Here is a 19,964-nt window from a genome sequence, read left to right as displayed (position 1 = left end):
TTCCGGCTTGTATGAGCGCACCGGTAGATGGCTATCCGATTGCTACGTATGACCACCCTTCCGGGAAGGCCGAGGGGACTCGTCGACTTCCGCACGCGAACGCGGCTTTTTCACTCAATACGGTCTCACCTAGACATCTCGTGATAGTTTGCTGTCCGGAGCGATCTGTTACAGCTGCGAATCGGCGATTGCGGCTAACTACCCCCTCGGAGGTCGAGATCGTGACTCTTCCCTTTCTTCGTTTCCTGGGTGCGCTCGGCGGTATGGCATGCACGCTGCTGGTGGCGACAACGGCAACCGCCGAACCGGTGTATCCGCACCCCGATCCGGATCCGTTCTACGCCGCCCCGGTCGATCTGGCGGCGCACCGACCAGGTGACGTGCTCGACGTGCGGGTCCTGCCACCGTTGGTCGTCTTCCCCGGCGCCACGGTCCGGCTGGTCAAGTTTCGTTCCACCAATTCGCGGGGCGCGCCGATCGCGGCGACCACCACGGTCCTCACTCCCGCAGGCCATCAACCCGGCGCGCCGCTGCTGTCGTATCAGCATTTCATCAATTCGCTCGGCACCGGCTGCGCGGTATCGCACCGGCTCTACGACGCTGATCTGAATCTGTCGACGACCATGCCGGTGTTGAGCATGTTGCTGCAGCGAGGCTGGAGTGTGGCGCTGCCGGATCATCTCGGACCGCACTTCGCACTCGGAGCCGGGCGTTTGGGCGGCCAGATCACGTTGGACGGCGTCCGGGCGGTGAAACAGCTGCCCGGACTCGCCGTTGCGGACAGTCCGGTGGCGCTGGCCGGCTACTCCGGGGGCGGTCTCGCCACAGCATGGGCGGCCGCGCTGCAGCCGTCCTACGCACCTGAGTTGCGGCTCGCGGGCGCGGCCATCGGTGGGGCCCCGATGAATCTGGTGTCGATGGCTCGGGGGCTGGGCCACGATCCCCACCCGGCTTTCGGGTTGGCGATGGCGGCGGCCATCGGTCTGGAGCGGGAATATCCGGATCGGGTGCCGATCAGTTCGAATCTCAATCAGCGCGGTCTTGCGCTTCGCGACGCGATGGCCAACAGTTGCACCAACGATATACTCGCCATCGGCGCCGGTGGCAGCGCTCGCGAGTACGCCACGGGCCCCTCCGTCTTCGACCAGCCCGATGCCTGGGCCGTGGTGGAGGAGAACAGCGTCGAGCTCTACGGCGGTGTTCCGGGAGTGCCGATATTCGAATGGCATTCGCTGACCGACCCGCTGATTCCGATCGACGCGATCACCAACACGGACCGCCGCTGGTGCGCGGCCGGGGTGCGATTGCAGACGCTGCAAGTCCCCGCGTTCGAGCATTTGTCCGCAGCGGTTGTAGGTGCTCCCGCGATGCTGCTGTGGCTCGAGGGCCGGGTTCGCGGCGAGCCTGCGCCTGTCACCTGCTGACGAACGACACATCGTGAGGGTGTGGCGCGCCACAACAGCGGTTCGTGCTGTCGAGCCGGACCGCGAAGGTCCTGGGCGCGGTTTCGAGTTGCCCGCAGTCGATGTGCGAATCGCTGTGGGTAACTCGAAGCCGCGCGAGGAGAAGCGCTCGTCGTCGGCGTTGCAACTCGAGCCCAGAGGTACGGCATCGGCTCGGGGGCGCCTATGGTGCGGGGTACTGGAATGGGGAACGGTCATTCGCTGCCGTGGTGTCCGCGGCCGGCCTGGTCTTCGGTCTCTTGCCTCGATCGAGCGCAGGCGCCGCGGTCGTTACCGCAAGTGCCGGCCGCGTTCGCCCGCGTGCTGCGGCTCGGTCCGGACGAACAGCGGTACCTGACCGGACTCGCCGAGCGCGAACTGGACAACCGGTCTCCCACACGATGACGTACCTGCGGGCGTGCGCCAACTGCTGGAGGGATCGACATGCCTGCCTACGTGCTGAATCCGCGGTACGACGTGTTCGCCCGGAATACGTCGGCCGTCGAGCCGATCGGGATTTCGCCGCCGAACGCAACCTCTTGCGGCCGGCGTTCGGAACCGGCGTACTCGGCGTCTCCTGCGGTTCCGCCGACGGTGAGATGTACTTCGTTCGGCAGGCCTCGCCGAACTGCGCGGCGCCGCCGTCCGGTATCCGGACGGTCCGGAGATATCTCAGCCGATCGACTGGTTGTCCGCTCGCGATACCGACTTCCGCAATGGCTGGGCAGCACACGAGGCAACCCCTGAATCCAGTATGTGGAAACGGTTCGAGCATCCCGAGGTGTTGGGTGATCGAACTGGTCGCGCCAACCTCGTTGGTGTCCCGGCGAGGGCAGCGGCTCGTGGTGTGCTCGGCCGAGCCCGGCCCCCCGGCCGTCAAGGCGTTTCGTGAGTTGTCGCACCTTCACCTCGCCGCGCCAAGTGTGGTCCAGGAATGTGCCATTGACAAATGGGACATTTCTCATTGATCCTGAGGTGCATGACAGAACTCAGGTCAATGGCGACCTCGCAAGCAGTGCCCGTTGCCCCGTCGCTTCGGGCGCGACTTGCGGCTGCGGCATCGGTAGTGGGATTGCGCCAGATCAACGGCATATTGCCGCGCAACCGCGTCGGTATCGGTGCCCGGCCGCGGGCTGATCGCGACAACCATGGCCGCTTTCGGTCCCGTCCTGCCCGGCACCCACGTGACCCAGATCCGCTCGGGCGCTGGGCGGGGCGAATGGGTTCGAGCGGCCGGGGTCGAGCACGGTGGTCGCGCTATTTACTACGTCCACGGCAGCGGCTATGTGGTCTGTTCGGCGCGCACCCATCGAGGTTTGGCGTCTCGACTGTCCAGAGCCACCGGGCTACCGGTATTCGTTGTCGATTACCGTTTGGCTCCCGAGCATCGTTTCCCGGCCGCCGCCGAAGATGTCGAGGCAGGCTACCGCCGGCTGCTCGCCAACGGCTACCGGGCGCAGGATGTGGTCATCGGCGGCGACTCCGCAGGCTGCCATCTCGGATTGGACCTGCTGCTGCAGAATCTGCGCACCGGCACCGAGCAGCCCACCGGCGTCTTCATGTTCTCCCTGCTGATGGACCTGACCTTCGCCCTCGCCGAGCAGCAGGATCGGTTGCGCCGTGACCCCATGGCTTCTGCGCGGGTGGGGAAGCGACTGGTCGAGCTGTACACCACCGGGCAGTCGGCGAGATCGCCGCGGTTGCGGTTGACGATCCCGTCCGGGGCCGCACTTCCACCGCTATTCGTACAGGCCAGTGCGGAAGAGATGTTGGCAGGCGACGCCCGCCACCTGCGCGATATGGCAGTGGCGGCCGGTACTCGCTGCGACCTCGAGCTGTGGCCCGGTCGGATCCATGTCTTCCAGGCACTGCCACTGCTGGTTCCCGAAGCGGAACCGGCGCTACGGCGTACCGCGCATTTCGTCGCCTCCGCATTCGCAGAGGTGGGAGCCTCGGTCCAAGAACGGGTGAGCTGATCGTGTGGATAGTGGACAATCTGATGACCGCGCTGGGCGGCGGGAGCCGGCGCACCCATGGTGCGAAAGCGATCGTGACCGGCGGGGGCAGTGGTATCGGACGCGCTTTCGCGCTCGAACTCGCGGCGCGCGGCGGGGAGGTGCTGTGCGCCGATATCGATAAAGATCGTGCCGACGACACCGTCCGGATGATCGAGCGGATACACGGTCGGACCGGACATGCGTTCTTCTGCGACGTATCCCAGCGGTCGAACGTGGAGAGTCTTGCCCTCCACGCGGAGTTGATCTTCAAGGGCGCGCCGACGCTGGTGATCAACAACGTAGGCGTCGAAATCGGGGGAAAGCCGGTGGGTGATATCGGTTTCGACGATTGGCAGTGGGCGCTGGGGATCAACCTGTGGGGCGTGGTGCACGGGTGTGAGGTCTTCACTCCGCAGCTGCGGGCGAGTGGACGTGGCAGCATCATCAACGTCGCCTCCGCGGCCGGGTTCGCTGCGGCGCCCGCCATGGCCGCCTACAACGTATCCAAGGCCGGGGTGTTGTCGTTGTCGGAGACGATGGCCGCCGAATTGTCCGGTAGCGGTGTCGCGGTCACGGTGCTGTGTCCCACGTTCGTCAAAACCGACGTGGTCACCGATGGCCGGATCACCGCCGGATCGAGCCGGCTCGCCGACGGGCTCATGCGCTGGACCGGGTTCTCGCCCGAACGGGTCGCCCGGATGACCCTCGATGCGCACGACCACGGTCGGCTCTACGTTCTTCCCCAGCTCGACGCCCACGTCATCTGGCTACTCGAGCGGCATTTCCCCGCGCTGTACGCCCATGCGACCGGCTTGCTGAACCATGCCCTGTCGCAAGGTGTTCCGACACCTAACCGCGTTGACAGCGCAAGCACCGAAAAGACAGGAGTCTGACATGGCATTCGAATTCGACGATATGCTCGCCAAGATCAAGGTCCGCCAGTGGGCATTGGCCGATATCGAGTGGGATGCCCCAGGTGCCGAGCTGATCGATCCCGACCTGCACGCCAAGCTCAAACCCTTCATGGCCGATCTGATGTGGATCGAGAACGTCGGTGCCCGCGGATTCGCCGCCATGGCCACGAAGGCGCCGACGCAGACCTTGAAGGAGATCTACCGCTACTTCCACGCCGAGGAACAACGGCACGCCAATGCCGAACTGGCACTGATGCGACGATGGGGCATGCTCGACGGTGACGAGATCCCCGAGCCGAACGTCAACGTCAAGCTGGTAATCGAATTCCTCGATAAGCACGCCGACGATATGTCGCTGTCGTTTCTCGGCACCGTCATTCCGATGCTCGAGGTCGCGCTGGACGGTGCGCTGATCAAGTTCGTCACCGACGAGATCAAGGATCCGGTCGCGCAGGAGGTCTTCAAGAAGATCAATGCCGACGAATCCCGCCATCTGGCCACCGATTACGCGGTGATGGAGCTCCTGGGTCACGCAACGATGCGCAAGTTGATCATCGAGTTGGTAGGGGGCTGGGCCAAGCCATCGTTTATCGTCGGCGTGCTCAGCTACATACCGCTGCTGAACAAGATGCGTGACAATATCGTCGCCATGGGAGTGGACGAGGAGAAGCTCTACTCCGCGATGCGGCGTTTCAAGGCCGTCGGTGAACGCACACCGATCGCCAATCGGGTTCCGATGTACCGGATCGTCAAGATGCACAGCGACTGGGTGATCAACCGCGAACACCCGTACCACCTGTTCGCCGACGCGATGGTCAAGCTGACCGCACGCTACCCGCAACGCCTCCTGCGGCCACAACCCACGTGGTCGAAGGAACTGACCTACGAGCCGGTCGCATGAGCGCGGCCATCGAGCCACTGGGTGTGGCCATCATCGGTGCGGGCTTCGCCGGTATCGGCGCCGCCATTCGGTTGCGGCAGAAAGGCATCACCGACTTCGCGATCTTCGAACGCGACAGCCGGATCGGAGGCACCTGGCGCGATAACACCTATCCCGGTGCGGCCTGCGATATTCCGTCGCGGCTGTACTCCTACAGTTTCGCACCGAACCCGGACTGGTCGCACACCTACTCCGGCAGCGCGGAGATTCTCGCCTATATCGAGTCGATGGTCGACGAGGCCGGTATCCGCCCGCGGATCAGATTCGACCACACTGTCGCCGGCCTGGTATTCGACGAGGAAGCCGGTCTGTGGGACATCACCTTCACCGGCCGCCGCCGAAAGGTACGGGCTCGTACTGTAGTGCTCGCCTCCGGACCGCTGTCCAATGCCGGATTCCCGGACATTCCGGGGCTCGACACCTACGAGGGGCATACGATGCACAGTGCCCGCTGGGATCACGACTACGACTTCACCGGCAAAAAGGTAGCCGTGGTCGGTACGGGGCCAGCGCGGTCCAGATCATCCCGGAACTCGTGCGCCGGGCCGAATCGGTGAAGGTGTTCCAACGCACACCCGCATGGGTGCTGCCGCGGGTCAACCGGCGCACCAACGCCATCACCAAATGGCTCTACCGGCAGCTGCCGGCGGCCCAGTCGCTGGCCCGCGAGGCGTGGTTCTGGGGGCACGAATCGGTTGCGCTCGGCGTGGTCTGGAATTCGCCGCTGACCCGGGTGGTCGAAGCGGTGGCGCTGCTGCATCTGCGCAGCCAGGTCGGTGACCCGTGGCTGCGCCGCCGGCTGACCCCCGAATTCCGGGCGGGTTGTAAACGACTGTTGATGAGCAGCGACTACTACCCCGCCCTGCAGCGTGAGAATTGCACACTGATCACCTGGCCGATCGCGCGGATCTCGCCCCGGGGTATTCGTACGGCCGAAGGTATCGAGCATCGCTTCGACTGCATTGTCTTCGCCACCGGCTTCGACGTGTCGAAGGCGTGCTCGCCGGTTCCGATCACCGGTCGAGGTGGACGTGCACTTGCCGAGGAGTGGAGTGGTGGAGCGTATGCATTCAAAAGCGTGACCGTTGCCGGTTACCCCAACTTGTTCCTGACATTCGGACCGAACTCCGAACCCGGGCACAATTCGGCATTGGTGTACATGGAATCCCAGATCGAGTACCTCGCCGACGCGATCGGTGTCATCCTCGAACGAGATCTGCACACCTTCGAGGTGCGTCACGACCGGCAGGACCGCTACAACGAGAAACTGCAGCAGCGGTTGGCGGCCACCACATGGAATTCCGGGTGCCGCAGCTGGTACCTGACCGAGGACGGGTTCAACGCCACCATGTACCCCGGGTTCGGAACACAGTACGCACGCCAATTGGCGAGGGTCGACCTCGACGACTACATCCTCACGCCCCGCCGCTCGGAGGTGTCGAGAGCCGGTATCCGAGCTGCCGTTACGCTCGGGTAATCTCGACGCGCGAGATGGGGCCACCCCGCGGTGCCGTTGCGCACCCGGAGGGGGCACCACGTGTTGTCGATGATCGGCGGGGAGAAAGGGCGGGCGAGTAGCCAGATGGCAGAGTATCGAATCGACGATCTCGCTCGTGCTGCCGGCACGACCGCCCGCAATGTGCGGGCCTACCAGGAACGAGGCCTGCTGCCGCCGCCCGTCCGCCGTAACGGCCGCGCGCTCATCTACGACGACACGCACTTGGCCCGGTTGAAGATCATCGATGCGTTGCTGCAGCGGGGCTTCACGACCGCCCATATCGCAGACTTCATCACCAGTTGGGAAACCGGTAAAGACCTCACCGAGGTCCTCGGCCTGCAGCAGGCCGTCACCGCCAGTTGGGGCACTCCTCGGGAACGCCTGCAGGTGCCCCGCGAATTGGTCGACACCTTCCTCGGCGAGTCCGAGGATCGCCCCGTGGACAACGCCCAGCTCGCTCGGCTCGCGGAACTGGGCCTGGTGGTGCTGCACGAGGACATCGTCGAACTCACCCGGCCGGACCTACTGGAGATCTTCGCCGAGCTACATGGCTACGGATTCGGCCTGGCCGGGCTCGCCGAGCTGTATGCGGGAATGATCAAGCGAGTCGACGATATTGCGGGCCTCATGATCACCGCCGCCAAGGACCAGCTGGTGGACAAGCACGGCCCAGGCCGGCTACCCGACTCCGACCGCGAAATCTCCGAGACCGCCGCCATGCTCAACCACCTGCGCGAACTCGGCGTCCGTGCCGTCCACGACAGCCTCGCCCAAGCGCTCGACCGAACGCTGGCAGAACAATTGGGCGACTACCTCGCCACCGCCGCGAGCCGGTATCGGGTCGAACGCTAGCGGCGCATGCCCACCGGCGTGACCGCCTCGCTTCCGGCCAGAGCCTTGGCGTTCTCGGCAGTTTCGGTCGGGGTGATCCGCGATGGCCACATCGACGTCGCGGTCCTGGGCGCCATACCGGTCAGCACCACCGGCGATTACCACAGGTGTAGCGGTCTCCGACGACGGTCCCCACCACGCGGTGGATGCGTGCGCTCCCCGCGCACGCCTGTCTCGAAGAAGAAGCGAAGCCTGTCACAACGTGCGCAGCCGAGCAACGTGGTCGAGCCAATCGTCGATGACCCGCTCGGCCGGCGCTTGATCGGTTCGCATGATGCGGGTCAGCTCGAGCCCACGGACCAGTGCCATCAGGGACTCGAAAGCCGTCCGAGCTGCTACGGGATCACGGATGCCCGCATGCTGGTTGAAAAGCGCACGGAGTGCGGAGCCCAGCCGTCTTTCTGCCGGCAGCAATGCGGCGCGCAGTTGCGGGTCGGTGCGGGAGGCGGCCCACAGCTCGATGGCAGCTTGGAAGGCGGGCCCTGTCATCGCTGAACGGATCGCTCGCACCATGTGCTCCAGGGCGTCAGGTCCATCGCCGAGGTCTGCGACGAGTTCGCTGAAATTTTGCAGACGCAGCTCGGCGATGTGGTGGATTGCGGCGACGAGCAACTCCGATTTCGAGCCGAAGTGGTGCAGTAGCGCGCCTCGGGACACCCCTGCCTCGTCCTGGATCCTTTGCGTCGTCGTGCCTGTGTAGCCATGGGTCACCAAGCATCGGATCGTGGCGTCGAGGAGTGCCTCGTGGGTTTTCGCGTGTTGTTCTTTACGCGTCAGGCCGCTCACGCCCTCGCCCTGTTGACATCGGAATCCGGCTCGCCTGCGCGTTCGGTGAGGCAGACCCGTGCGCCACTGCGCACAAGGTGTTGGTGACCGCGAAACCGTTGCCGCGCCCCGCTCCGGCGACGAGGGCGGCAGTGCCGCTGAGATCGGGTGCGAATGGATCTCCTTCGATTCGCTGTGGCCTGTGGTTCACAGCGGCCTGAGCTCACCGGTGGTGATCTGGTCGCGTAGCCGAAATTTCTGAAGCTTGCCCATGGCGTTCACCGGGAGGTCGTCGGCGATGTACCAGGACTTGGGGGTCATATGAGGTGCGAGACGTTCCCGCAGATAGTCGTGCAGTTCCTCCGACGAAGGGGCCGGCCGTGTCGGAGCCGGCCGAACAACGGCAGCCACGCTCTCGCCCCACCTCGGGTCGGGCAGGCCGAGTACGACCGCGTCGGTGACGGCGGGATGCGCGGCCAAGGCTTCCTCGATCTCCCGCGGATAGATGTTCTCTCCACCGCGGATGATCACGTCCTTGAGACGTCCGGTGACTCTCACATACCCGCGCGCGTCCATCGTCCCCAGATCGCCGGTATGTAGCCGGCCATCGGCATCGATGGTCTGCGAGGTCTCGGTCGGCATGTCGAGATAGCCGATCATCCGTTGATATCCACGCGCGCAGATCTCGCCCTCGACCCCGATGGGTTGGACCGCACCGGTATAGGGGTCGAGAACGGACACCTCGACCTGGGGGAGGGGCCGGCCCGCGGTGTACAGGTTGTCGTCGCGGCTGTCCGTCGGACGCGTTTGGCATACGACCGGACCGAGTTCGGTCTGGCCGTATACCGCGCTGGTCGCGGCGCCGCAGGCCTTCGCCCAGCCGTCGACCAGCGCGGGCGGTACGGTATCCCCCCCGGACATCACCACCTTCAGTGCGTTGAGGTCGAAGCCGGCCAGGTCGGGATGTGCGAGCAGGGCGTGCAACATCGCGGGTACGCCACCGAAGATCTCGGCACGGTAATCCTGGATCGCGGTCAGCATCGTCGTGGGATCGAAGACCTCCGCGACCACGAGCGTGGCCCGTTGGTAAACCGACCCCATCCCGGCCAATCCGCAGCCTGCGGTATGGAACAGGGGCAGGGCGGTGGCGAACGTGGCCCCCCGGGTCCGCGCCGCAGCGGTCGCGCACGAAGGCCGCATTGGTGACCATGGCCCTGTGCTCGAGTAGCGCCGCTTTCGCGCGGCCGGTGGTGCCGGAGGTGAACTGGATCTGGGTGGCTGCCCGGGGATCGACCACCGGCAACTCGGTCCGTTTGTCGGTGCGGCGCACCTCGTCGAGCCACCCCTGGAAGGCGACGGCCTCGCGCACCGCAGGTACTGCGGGAAGCGCGGCCCGGGCCAGTGCGGCCATATCGGTGCCGCGGAAGCTGTCGACGAAGAAGACCCCGGCCGCGTGCGACTTGTCGAGGGCGTATTCGAGCTCGGGCCCACGCAGTGCGGGATTGGCGGTCACGAGCACGAGCCCGCCGAGGGCGGCTCCGTACTGGAGCACGAGCCACTCGGGGATATTCGGCGCCCACACCGCGACATGTTCGCCGGGCCGAAAACGGTCGAGCAGCCATGCGGCCGCATGTTCGGCATCGTCCAGCAGTTCCTGGTACGTCCAGGTACGGGCTTCGCGTTCTGGAGCGACCGACACGACGGCGAGTTTGTCCGATGCCTCGGCAGCAGCCTGCTGTAATAATTGGCCCACGGTGATGTCGAGGACCGGTCGGCTGGTGTCCATCGGCCACAAGGATTCGGTGAGTGCCCTCATCGGCCCATGTCCTTCTCCGTGGCCCCCTTCTCGTCGAGTTCGCGTTGCATCTCGGCGATCTCGTCTTCGGTCGGGATGTCGCCGCCGCCATCGGGAATGAAGCGGCCGGTGTCGCGCCACTGGACCGCAGCGCCGAAGCCGTGCTCCTGCGCGAAGTCGACGAACCAGCGGCCTTCCGGCGAGTGACGGGTGATGCCGTCGAAGAGGATGGCGAGGTTCTGGGTGCTCTGCAGACCCATGTTGTCGTAGGCCTGGTTGATCATCATCTTCTGCATGACCAGTTGGTTGATCGGGACGCCGACCATACGCTCGGCGAGCTTCTCGACGGCCGCGTCGAGTTCCCCCGTCGGAACGGCATCGATGACCAGTCCCCATTCCTTGGCTCGGATGCCGTCGATGGTGTCGCCGGTGAGCAACATGCGTTTGGCCCGCTCGGCGCCGAGGCGATAGACCCACATCGCGGTCGTCGGGCAACCCCACACGCGTGCGGGCATGTATCCGATCTTGGCGTCCTCGGCCATCACGACCAGGTCGCACGAGAGCGCGATATCGCTTCCGCCGGCAACGGCATACCCATGGACCTTCGCAATCGTCGGCTTGGCCGAGCGCCAGAGCGAGAAGAAGTGGTCGGTGTTGGCCTTCATCGCCCGAAAGTCCTTGATCGGATCCCACACCGGACCCTGATGGTCCTCGCCGCCCTCTGCATACCGCTTCAGATCGTAGCCCGCGCAGAACGCCCGTCCTGCTCCCTGCACCACAATGACACGCACGGAGTCGTCGGCGTTCGCCGCGGCGACAGCGCCGCCGATCTCGCGAGCCATCTCGGCGGTGATCGCGTTCAGCCTGTCCGGGCGGTTCAATGTGAGGTAGGCGCGGTGCTCACGCACTTCGTAGTCGACCGTGGTTCCCGTGAAGGTCATGTGTACCCCAATCGTGCGGTGGTGGCGCGGAGCACAATTTCACAGTCCGTTCGGACTGTCAATGACAGCTATCCGATGTGCTCGAAGTCCGCCTGGACGGACTCGGGTCGGCTTCGGCGGCTGCCGTGGCCTGACCCCGTAGTTTCGGGCCACGCTGATCTGTCACGAACCGCTGCCTTCCGGCAAGTCGACGGTTCGATGAGATCCGTTATGAGATTGGGGCCATGGAACGCTGGTGACCATGGAGAGTGGTCCGCCTGCGCTTTGTCGGCGAGGTTGGCGGCGGCGCATACCCGGGTCGGGTGATGTCAGCGGCCGCGGTGAGGTCGTGGGGGGTCCAGCATTCGGGGCGGTGACTGTGGGTGTCGACTCATCGGCCGAAGAGGGCGGCGATGCCGAGTTCCTGTGCTATGGCCGCAACACGAAGCGTGGCGATGCGGTCGGTGTTGGGGAGGACGAGAACGGCCGAGTGTTGGTCACGCGGGGTTGGCAGGGAAGCTATCGGCGTCGATCGGCTGCCCTGCGAAGGACGATGAGATCGTTGATCTTACGTCCTGCCCGGATCACGACATCGTAGTCGAGGAAGGGGGTGAATTCGGTCCAGAAGTCCTGCCACAACCGCACGATCGCCGGATACTGCGCCCCCACTTGGTGGCGAGTATCGGAACATGTTGTGCAGCAGGTGGATCATGTGTGACTGCACGATCGTCTGCGGCCGCACGCTGTTGATTGCCTCGGGAAGGGCTTTCAACCCGTCGCAGACGGCGATACACACATCGGCCACCCCGCGGTTGCGGATCTCGGTGAGCACCTCCGGCCAGTACTTTGCGCCTGTTGTTGTTTCGTCCGGATGACTCTGCCGTAGAGGATCGTGGCGCGGTCATATCGGCGACCTGTCCTTGACAGCCGATTATGAATGTCATCGCGGTCGATGAAGCTCATGTCAGACTCGTTCAACGTGGCCCGTTGGTATGTAGCCCGGCAGTGAACAATCTTCGCTCGATAAGTCATATCGGGAACAGTGCCGGCCTCACCGTGGATTTTATGTGTTCCGATTTTTATTCTCGAGGAAGGCCTCGATCCAATATCTGTTCGAAGGGTCTTTTGGTTTGGTGATCAGGTGGTACCTCTGCGGTTGGAGTCGGGCGTGGTCCTCGACCGGCGCCGGTTTCGGTTGCCACGGTTCCACCGTTCGGACTCCTCACGCAGTTCGGGTAGACGGTTATCCGGAATAAATTTCTCGATTTCGTGTCGTGAAGTAATCATGAGTTTCCGCAGCACCGCGGCCAACTGTGCATCGACAGTGCGAGGGGAGGTGCCTCGTCGCGCGGCGATCGTCGCATTGGTTATTCCCGCGGAGGCCAGGATGGCCACGGACTGTTCGGCTTGTGACAGCTCGTACCATGGCGTGCCGGCCCGGGTGGACGTGACGGATTGTCGTGTTTCACGGAGGTCGGGTGACCCCTCGACCTCGACGAGCTTTCGTAATGCGCTCAACCGAGGTGGCATACGCTGCCCGGCTGCGTATGCCTCGTCGAATGTCTCGGCTCCCAGCACCGCCCGCACGGCGTGGATGGTTCGATTGTTGTGCTCGTCGAAGTGGGGCAGCACCTGTATTCCGAGACCGACTTTGTCACGCAGGGTACTGAGCGCTCCGTACAGGTGCGCTGTGTGGGCCGCCTGCTTGGTCAGAAGACTTCGATCGGCGTCTTTCGGGGCGTCGGCTACCATCTGGCCCAATACCCAGGCCCGCAGTAGGGCGATCCACCCGAACTGATCACTGAAAGGGAGTCGATGGTTCTGCGCCTCGAGGATGAGATCCAGGGCCGCCGATGGATCGTTGTGTTCGACCGCGATAAGCGCTTTGATCAGATACGCCCATACGGCCCTCCACGATGATCTGTCCTGGTGAGCACTGGCGATCATATCGTCGACCAACTCGTCCCGCTGTGGTGAGTCCAGCATCATGGCTGCGGCGCCCACAGCAGCCGATCCGGAGATCGCGGCAAAACCGCGCGCACCGTTTGCCAGTGCCTTGGCTTGTGCGCTGATCAGCAACCCCACCGCGCGATCGTCACGATGTACTGTCCACAGAACCATTCCCCAAGCGAATTCGAGCGTTTCGGGAAGAGCGGGGCGCGGCCCAGCGGCGGCTTGCTCGACCTTTGAAAGCCCACACGCGGCCAGGCATTCGCCGAGCAGGTGCTCGGCCTCGTCCGGCTTGCCCTGGCGTAGCAGGATGTACACCCCTAGCGCCCGGGCCCGGACCTGCATGTGAGGCGAGCACTGCGGCAGCGCGCTCGAAGCCGCCAACGCGCGTTCGGTCCACGATCGGATTTCCCGCATAGAGCTGGTGTGGCCTATCGGAAGCGGGAACGCGTGAATCGCCGTGCAGATCTCCAATCCCAGAAGCGCCTCACCGGGGATGGCGAAGCTCGTGTGAACTGCGGTCATGATATTCGGCCATGCCGCTTGGACCCATTCGAAGGTCTCGTGATCGCGAGGACCTGCCCACTCGACCGCTGCCTGCTCCAGTTTGTCGTGGTAGTAGCGCAGGTGTCGGCGCAGCAGCTCGGTGTTGTCGGAAATGGCGGTGGTGGAGTGATGTCTTTCGAGTTGTTGCCGAGAGAATACCTGCAGACATTCCATCAAGGAGTACCGGGCGGAGTCGCCCTTCAAATACACCGAGACCAGAGAACGATCGACGAGTTGATCCAGCAGTTCCGGGATCTCTTCGCGTGACAGCCGTGTAGTGGAAGCTTCCGGGACAGGGATCACGCCCTCTGCGGCGATCGGAGTGTCGGAGCATACCGCGACGATCGCCTCGAGTTCTGCCCCCACCGCGGTGCTGCCGTACTCGGGGTCGACGCTGTAACCCGCGGCGAACACCGACATCCTCTCGAACAGGAGACGTTCCTTTTCGCTGCAGAGCTCATAGGACCACGCGATGACATCGCCAATGCTGTGATGCCTGTCATCGCCGGCCGTGCTGGGCCCGTGGCTCCACGTCATGCGCCGGTCGTCATGGCCCGCGCGATTCAGCTCCTCGAGAATCCCCCTCAGCGGTCGCCGTCGCAGTCGAGCGGCGGCCAGACGAATGAAGAGGGGATTGTACTGCATGTGAGTGCAGATGGAAGTCACGGTGGCCAGTTGAGCGTCGTCGGTAAGTGGGTGACCGAGAGCTTGCGCACGATGTAGAAAAAGCTCCGACGCGTCTTGGGGCCGCAGTGGCGGTACCTCGATCACGTATTCGTCACCCCAGCCGATCACGGTTCGGCTGGTTGCGATGATTGTCAACCGTGGTACCGCCTGCAACAGATCGGCGATAACGGCGCCCACACCGGCGAGCACGTGCTCACAGTTGTCCAGCACCAGCATGGTACGCGTTGTATGTCCGGTGTCGTTCGGGGGAGATAGCGCGTCGATCGCCGAATCCCATGCCGACCGAACCGAAACATCCGAACCGGCCACCGACCGAACGATCTCGTCGATAATCGCGGCACGAGCGGCCGCCTGGGGCAAATGCGCGAGGCGCACCCAGTACACCGGGTCGGGTTTGACCTTGTGATAACGGCGCACGGCTTCCGCGGCCAGTTGCGTTTTCCCTATCCCTCCGGCTCCGATCAAGGTGATCAGCTGGGCCGATGTCAGCATCAGACCCAGCATTCGATCCAGCTCGTTGGCTCGGCCAATGAAACTGTCAGTCGTCCCCACGGGCCGGCCGGTTCGTGCTCTCGCCGCCATAACCGAAAGGGTACCGGTATCGTAGATACCTACACATACCGAACATACAGATTCGATCTGTCGATCTCCCCGCGTGGAAGGCGGTTCGGCTGAAATAGGTAGTACTACCTACGCGCCCACGATGCGATTCGTCCTCCTATGTGGTATGGACTACCTCTGGTAGGCCTGCGCAAGCCTGAGCAACGGCATGCCGATCCGCTGGAGGCCTGAGGCGCAGGCGCCATCCGAACCGATCGTCCTGGACCCTACTGGAACGGATATCCACGGCGAATCCGCGCGGATGCGCGAGCATGGGTCGGTCACATCGGTAGAACTACCCGGCGGAGTCCGGGGGGCGATCAGTGGCACGGCCGCGTTACGGACGATACTCACAAGCCCACTGGTATCCAGAAATCCGCACTTGCACCGGCCGGCATTCGTCAACGGAACGATCGGCCTCTGTTCCCCTCGGCCACACCGACGGGCCTCACCGCATACGGCAGCGATCACCGAGGCTCTGCCGAGGGCACCCGCGTTCACCGATCGGCGAATAGCAGGTCGCCTCACGTGGACGGTAGTGGTTGTGTCGTATTGCGTGCTCGGTGAGGGATGCTCTGGCTCGTCGTCCGGTTCCGGATGCGTTGTGGAACATCGCCGAACCGCTGATCGAATAAGTTCGCTGCGCGCCGGCGGGTGGTGGGACCGCTCCGATCGACGATCGTGCGGTGTTGGTCGCGATCGTGTTCGTGCTGAGCAACTGGTGTGTGTCGGCAGTTGCCGCCGGTGTTCGGGATGAGCGTGTCGACCGCGCATCGTCGGTTCACTGTGTGGGCGCCGCGGGGGTTCTTCGACCGGTTGCATCGTGGAGTTCGGACCGGCTCGGTGCCGGCGGGGAACTGGACTGGTCGGCAGCGATCGTGGACTCGGCGAGCGTGCGGGCGAAAAGGGGGCTCACCGACCGGTCGTAACCCGGTCGGTCGGGGCAAGGCGGGCTCGAGGATCCACCTCCTGTCCGACGCGAACCCAAATCCCGTTGGTCACCGAGGTGACCGGTGCCGATATTCACGACAGCGGCATGCTGCGCCCGCTGATGGCTTCGATTCCGTCGATCCGGTCCCGACGCGGGCCATGCCGCCGCCGACCTGAGCGGCTACACGCCGACAAGAGCTACGACTGCCATGGTCACCGTCACCGGCTGCGCTGCCGGCGCGCCGTTGCCCGCATCGCCCGCCGCGGCATCGACGGCTGCACCCGCCTGGGGCGGCACCGCCGGCGGATCGACCGCGCCATCGTCCGGCCCGCCGGCCGCCGACGACCGGCCATCCACTACGAATGCCACGGCCACCTGTTCGCGGCGTTCCTGTACTTCGCCGTAGCGGTTCCCGAGAGGTCATCGACGGTGATCACCCCACCCGCCGGTCGATGCGCTGCCACCTCCCTTCGTCGGATGGGGGCGAGAGCCGAGCGACATGCTAACTGAACTGATATCGGCTCAGATTTGCCAACTGTACCGCAAAGATATCGACGGTGAACAGGCCCACTGACCTGATCCCGACCATTTCGGGATGGCGCAAAAAGGGACCGTGTGTGAGTTGGTCGGCATGTCTGTGCAGGTCGGAGCAGCTGCCACGGTAACGGCCATTCCTACGTAGGTGGGTGTGGCAGGAAATTCCGTCTCTCACCGATGTGGGCTCGATGCCTATCCGATGAGGATCGAGAGTGTCGATGAATATCGGTGCCGGTTCCCGTCTATAAGAGAGTATTCACCTGCAAGACGAACGATCCTTATCGGCGCACAACGGGGTGATGTCGAGGGATGAGCAACGATGCTCGGCGAGCGCCGAGCTCGGCTTCACGTCGAGTCGGCGTCAAGCAGGTGCGCGCATGCCGCCTTGTGATGACAGACCCCATCCGGCCGACGAAGTGACAGTGTCTCGTGGCCGGTCGATCGGAAGCTGCTTGATGCGATGACTGCACTACATCCTCTTGCCTACGGATACCTGCGCGACGACGTCCTTTGTGACCGCGACTCCGTCTCCAGTGAGGACAGGCTGCGTGATGCAGCCAGGTCACTCGGCTACGAGCTGGGTGCGGTGTTCCGTGAACCGGCGCCCCAGAGCGGGACGCTTCCTCCAGCGTTTGTCGAGCTCGTCCAGGAATGTCGGCGCACTGCGGCGCAGGCGGTGATAACCCTGCCCGGACACTTGTCGAACATGTCGGTGTGCCGGATGGTGCTGCTGGCGGTGCTCGAGGTGCGAGCCGATACCGCAGTGCACGAAGTCGCGCCCTGAACCCCGCCGTACCGCTTGCCCGGCACTGCGGTCGTCTGCCTTATCGGCGGGCGCAGCAGGTGCCCGCGGCGTCGAGATGCCTCGGAACGCCATGTGCCGCGAGCCGGGTTGGATATCGAGGCCACCGGCGTCGCTGTCTGAAACTCGCCTCTGGCACGCCATTGGTAGCGACCGGTTCCATGCCAGGAGGATGCGGGGCAGGGCAGGGGCAACCCGTCGAGCCCGAAGGGAGCAGCGGGTTGCGGGGAAGCGGCTGGACAGCGTCAGGCGCTGATGCCGTGGGTGAGGATGGCGGCGAGTTCGCGGTAGGCGCCGGCGTCGTCGAGTCCGGTGCTCACGCGCACGCCGCCCTGTTGGATGCGCACCATCATGGTGGCAGCCAGGTCCGCGGCGAAAGCGGCGTGGACACGTCGGAATTCGCCGTCGGCGACACCGTCGGTGATCAGTTCTCGGACGCGGCGGGCGGCGATGCGGGTGTTGCGTTCATAGACCTCGCGCGCGGGGGTGAACGCGTCGAGGTCGGCCATGAACCGGTCCGAGGCCACCGCGAGTGCTTCGCCGACTGCGGTGAGGTATGCGGTAATGCGCTCGCAAGGCTCCGTGGCCGCGTCGACCTCGGCCTCGACGGCTTCGGTGGCACGTTTGAAGAAGTGCACGGTCGCGGCGGTGACCAGTTGTTCCTTGCTGCCGGCGAGGGTGTAGAGGGTGGACTTGGAGCATTTCAGGCGGGCCGCGATGGCGTCGAGTGTCAGATGCGCGAAGCCCTCGGCGAGGAACAGGTCGACCAATGCGTCGAACAGTTCGGTGCGGCGGGCTGTCGCGAAGGCCGAGCGTTGCTCCATACACGCGATAGTACTGTGGGGCTCCTTGCGGTACTTATACGCTGACAGTACTCTGAGCAAGTATTGAGTACTGCTGTCCGTGTTGTCCGAGGAGGGTCCTGTGGCCGTCGACCGACTCCTACCCACCGATGAGGCGCGGGATCTCATCCAGCTCACCCGCGATATCGCCGATAAGGTTTTGGCGCCGATCGTGGACGAGCACGAGAAGGCCGAGACCTATCCCGAGGGCGTGTTCGCCACACTCGGGGAGGCCGGGTTGCTGAGCCTGCCGTACCCGCAGGAGTGGGGTGGCGGGGGACAGCCGTACGAGGTGTATCTGCAGGTATTGGAGGAGATCGCCGCCTGCTGGGCCGCGGTGGCCGTGGCGGTGAGCGTGCACAGCCTGGCGTGTCACCCGTTGATGGCATTCGGTACCGAGGAGCAGAAGCAGCAATGGCTGCCGGAGATGTTGAGCGGCACCACGATCGGCGCCTATAGCCTGTCCGAACCACAGGCGGGCTCGGATGCCGCCGCGCTGGCGTGCAAGGCCACGGCGGTCGACGGCGGATACCGGGTCGACGGCGCCAAAGCGTGGATCACCCACGGCGGTATCGCCGACTTCTACAACCTGTTCGCCCGCACCGGGGAAGGCTCCAAAGGAATCTCCTGCTTCCTTGTGCCGAAGGCCACCGAGGGGCTGAGTTTCGGCAGGCCGGAGCAGAAGATGGGGCTGCACGCGGTGCCGACCACTTCCGCACACTATGACGATGCGTTCGTTCCCACCGAACGACGGATAGGCGTCGAGGGGCAGGGACTGCAGATCGCTTTCAGCGCACTGGATTCCGGTCGGTTGGGTATCGCTGCGGTCGCGGTCGGGCTCGCGCAGGCCGCGCTCGACGAGGCCGTCGCCTATGCCCGGGAACGGACGGCGTTCGGCCGCAGGATCATAGACCATCAAGGGCTGGGATTCCTGCTGGCCGATATGGCCGCCGCCGTCGACTCGGCCCGCGCCACCTACCTCGATGCCGCCCGTCGCCGTGACGCCGGGCTGCCGTACTCCCGTAATGCCTCGGTCGCCAAGCTGGTCGCCACCGACGCCGCGATGAAGGTCACCACCGACGCTGTGCAGGTGCTCGGCGGCTACGGCTACACCCGCGACTTCCGGGTCGAGCGCTATATGCGTGAAGCCAAGATCACCCAGATCTTCGAGGGCACCAACCAGATCCAGCGTCTGGTCATCGGCCGCCACCTCGCCGGCTGATCCCGCCGCCCGCCCTTCCCCGGTTCTTGGAGAGGTCGAACATGTCCACTTCCGTGATCGTTGCCGGCGCCCGCACTCCGATCGGCCGCCTGCAGGGCGCCTCGGCCGGCTTTTCCGCAGCCGAGCTCGGCGCCATCGCCATCGACGGTGCTCTCGCCAAGGCCGGTGTCGCACCAACCGACGTCGGGTACGTCATCATGGGTCAGGTCCTGACCGCCGGGTCGGGGCAGATGCCCGCCAGGCCGCGGCCAAGGCCGGTATTGCGATGTCGGTGCCCGCGCTGAACATCAACAAGGTGTGCCTGTCCGGCGTCGAGGCGATCATCCTGGCCGATCGGTTCGTCCGCTCCGGTGCCCTCGAAGTGATTGTCGCCGGCGGAGCATCCGGCTGGGCAACGCCACCGCCCGCCGCATGGGCGATCACCTCGTGGCCCGCAACGGCGACAAAACACTCGAGTTGGCGCAGGGTGGAATCCGGCGTTCATCGCTTGAAGCGGCCGGGTATGAATCGGTTGCCGGCTTCGCAACGCTACAAACGTCACAAGCAGCGGTGGAAACGCTACGAGAAGCAGCGGCCGGGCCATCACGTGCAGATCGACGTCGAGTTCATCGAGCCGATCACCACCGGACCGCACCGCCGTAAGCGCTACTACCAGTACACCGCCATCGACGATTGCACCCGGGGG

12 protein-coding genes and 6 pseudogenes are annotated in these 19,964 nt (G+C 64.7%); 11 read left to right on the top strand and 7 right to left on the bottom strand.

Annotated features, from left to right (window positions below):
• Positions 1-263: 263 nt before the first annotated feature.
• The 7 genes and pseudogenes from ON20_RS10150 to ON20_RS10120 all read left to right on the top strand — a co-directional run bounded on the left by ON20_RS10150 (position 264) and on the right by ON20_RS10120 (position 7,643).
• Positions 264-1,424 carry a lipase family protein gene (locus ON20_RS10150; RefSeq protein WP_051162103.1) on the top strand — a complete coding sequence of 387 codons (1,161 nt, stop codon included), beginning with the start codon at positions 264-266 and terminating at the stop codon, positions 1,422-1,424.
• Between the two features lie 643 nt (positions 1,425-2,067).
• Positions 2,068-2,334: pseudogene (locus ON20_RS40485) on the top strand (MmyB family transcriptional regulator); the annotation flags it as partial.
• 256 nt (positions 2,335-2,590) lie between these two features.
• Positions 2,591-3,418, top strand: a complete 828-nt coding sequence (locus tag ON20_RS10140; RefSeq protein WP_306306839.1) for an alpha/beta hydrolase — start codon at positions 2,591-2,593, stop codon at positions 3,416-3,418.
• 23 nt (positions 3,419-3,441) lie between these two features.
• Complete coding sequence (locus ON20_RS10135) at positions 3,442-4,332, top strand: SDR family NAD(P)-dependent oxidoreductase (RefSeq protein ID WP_051162108.1); 891 nt, start codon at positions 3,442-3,444, stop codon at positions 4,330-4,332.
• Position 4,333: 1 nt separating this feature from the next.
• Positions 4,334-5,254: a ferritin family protein gene (locus tag ON20_RS10130; protein WP_040834883.1), complete on the top strand. Its 921-nt coding sequence runs from the start codon at positions 4,334-4,336 to the stop codon at positions 5,252-5,254.
• Positions 5,251-6,770, top strand: a pseudogene (locus tag ON20_RS10125) (flavin-containing monooxygenase). Before ON20_RS10130 ends, ON20_RS10125 begins: the two are co-directional and overlap by 4 nt.
• A gap of 105 nt (positions 6,771-6,875) precedes the next feature.
• Positions 6,876-7,643 (top strand): MerR family transcriptional regulator, encoded by a 768-nt coding sequence (locus tag ON20_RS10120; protein ID WP_040834881.1) that lies wholly within the window; start codon positions 6,876-6,878, stop codon positions 7,641-7,643.
• A gap of 234 nt (positions 7,644-7,877) precedes the next feature.
• Here ON20_RS10120 and ON20_RS10115 read toward each other — a convergent pair whose 3' ends face one another.
• The 6 genes and pseudogenes from ON20_RS10115 to ON20_RS10100 form a co-directional block, all read right to left on the bottom strand.
• Positions 7,878-8,468, bottom strand: coding sequence for a TetR/AcrR family transcriptional regulator (locus tag ON20_RS10115; RefSeq protein WP_040834878.1), 591 nt, complete (start codon positions 8,466-8,468; stop codon positions 7,878-7,880).
• 186 nt (positions 8,469-8,654) lie between these two features.
• The gene (locus ON20_RS39830) at positions 8,655-9,647 is read right to left on the bottom strand and encodes a class I adenylate-forming enzyme family protein (protein WP_281032861.1); all 993 of its coding nucleotides are present in this window, start codon (positions 9,645-9,647) and stop codon (positions 8,655-8,657) included.
• Between the two features lie 46 nt (positions 9,648-9,693).
• Positions 9,694-10,233: pseudogene (locus ON20_RS39825) on the bottom strand (AMP-binding protein); the annotation flags it as partial.
• A gap of 26 nt (positions 10,234-10,259) precedes the next feature.
• A complete protein-coding gene (locus ON20_RS10105; RefSeq protein WP_040834877.1) occupies positions 10,260-11,183 on the bottom strand; it encodes a crotonase/enoyl-CoA hydratase family protein in 924 nt (307 codons plus the stop codon).
• Between the two features lie 558 nt (positions 11,184-11,741).
• Positions 11,742-12,015, bottom strand: a pseudogene (locus ON20_RS34250) (transposase); the annotation flags it as partial.
• A gap of 284 nt (positions 12,016-12,299) precedes the next feature.
• Entirely contained in the window at positions 12,300-14,837 is a 2,538-nt protein-coding gene (locus ON20_RS10100; protein WP_040834876.1) for an ATP-binding protein, read from the bottom strand.
• Positions 14,838-15,508: 671 nt separating this feature from the next.
• On the opposite strand from ON20_RS10100, the pseudogene ON20_RS38675 reads away from it, so the two are divergent.
• Both ON20_RS38675 and ON20_RS10085 read left to right on the top strand, forming a co-directional pair.
• Positions 15,509-16,197, top strand: a pseudogene (locus ON20_RS38675) (IS5 family transposase); the annotation flags it as partial.
• Between the two features lie 676 nt (positions 16,198-16,873).
• Complete coding sequence (locus ON20_RS10085) at positions 16,874-17,197, top strand: hypothetical protein (protein ID WP_040834875.1); 324 nt, start codon at positions 16,874-16,876, stop codon at positions 17,195-17,197.
• A gap of 263 nt (positions 17,198-17,460) precedes the next feature.
• On the opposite strand, the gene ON20_RS10080 is transcribed toward ON20_RS10085, so the two are convergent.
• Positions 17,461-18,039 carry a TetR/AcrR family transcriptional regulator gene (locus ON20_RS10080; protein WP_040834874.1) on the bottom strand — a complete coding sequence of 193 codons (579 nt, stop codon included), beginning with the start codon at positions 18,037-18,039 and terminating at the stop codon, positions 17,461-17,463.
• A gap of 100 nt (positions 18,040-18,139) precedes the next feature.
• Here ON20_RS10080 and ON20_RS10075 point away from each other — a divergent pair, with 100 nt between their 5' ends.
• Together ON20_RS10075 and ON20_RS10070 are read left to right on the top strand one after the other, a co-directional pair.
• Positions 18,140-19,279, top strand: coding sequence for an acyl-CoA dehydrogenase family protein (locus ON20_RS10075; protein WP_040834873.1), 1,140 nt, complete (start codon positions 18,140-18,142; stop codon positions 19,277-19,279).
• A gap of 41 nt (positions 19,280-19,320) precedes the next feature.
• Positions 19,321-19,682, top strand: a pseudogene (locus ON20_RS10070) (thiolase family protein); the annotation flags it as partial.
• Positions 19,683-19,964: the final 282 nt, after the last annotated feature.

The organism is Nocardia brevicatena NBRC 12119 (assembly GCF_000308495.1).
GTDB classification, from domain to species: Bacteria; Actinomycetota; Actinomycetes; order Mycobacteriales; family Mycobacteriaceae; genus Nocardia; species Nocardia brevicatena.
The sequence above is the reverse complement of the archived record's forward strand: the minus strand, read 5'-3'. Positions and strand labels throughout refer to the sequence as shown.

What these genes read in the sequence shown, in the direction of transcription:
- ON20_RS39830 (WP_281032861.1), bottom strand. Translation starts at nt 9,647, where the DNA reads ATGCGGCCTTCGTGCGCGACCGCTGCGGCGCGGACCCGGGGGGCCACG.
- ON20_RS10135 (WP_051162108.1), top strand. Translation starts at nt 3,442, where the DNA reads ATGACCGCGCTGGGCGGCGGGAGCCGGCGCACCCATGGTGCGAAAGCG.
- ON20_RS10130 (WP_040834883.1), top strand. Translation starts at nt 4,334, where the DNA reads ATGGCATTCGAATTCGACGATATGCTCGCCAAGATCAAGGTCCGCCAG.
- ON20_RS10140 (WP_306306839.1), top strand. Translation starts at nt 2,591, where the DNA reads ATGGCCGCTTTCGGTCCCGTCCTGCCCGGCACCCACGTGACCCAGATC.
- ON20_RS10085 (WP_040834875.1), top strand. Translation starts at nt 16,874, where the DNA reads ATGACTGCACTACATCCTCTTGCCTACGGATACCTGCGCGACGACGTC.
- ON20_RS10105 (WP_040834877.1), bottom strand. Translation starts at nt 11,183, where the DNA reads ATGACCTTCACGGGAACCACGGTCGACTACGAAGTGCGTGAGCACCGC.
- ON20_RS10100 (WP_040834876.1), bottom strand. Translation starts at nt 14,837, where the DNA reads ATGCTGACATCGGCCCAGCTGATCACCTTGATCGGAGCCGGAGGGATA.
- ON20_RS10080 (WP_040834874.1), bottom strand. Translation starts at nt 18,039, where the DNA reads ATGGAGCAACGCTCGGCCTTCGCGACAGCCCGCCGCACCGAACTGTTC.
- ON20_RS10120 (WP_040834881.1), top strand. Translation starts at nt 6,876, where the DNA reads ATGGCAGAGTATCGAATCGACGATCTCGCTCGTGCTGCCGGCACGACC.
- ON20_RS10150 (WP_051162103.1), top strand. Translation starts at nt 264, where the DNA reads ATGGCATGCACGCTGCTGGTGGCGACAACGGCAACCGCCGAACCGGTG.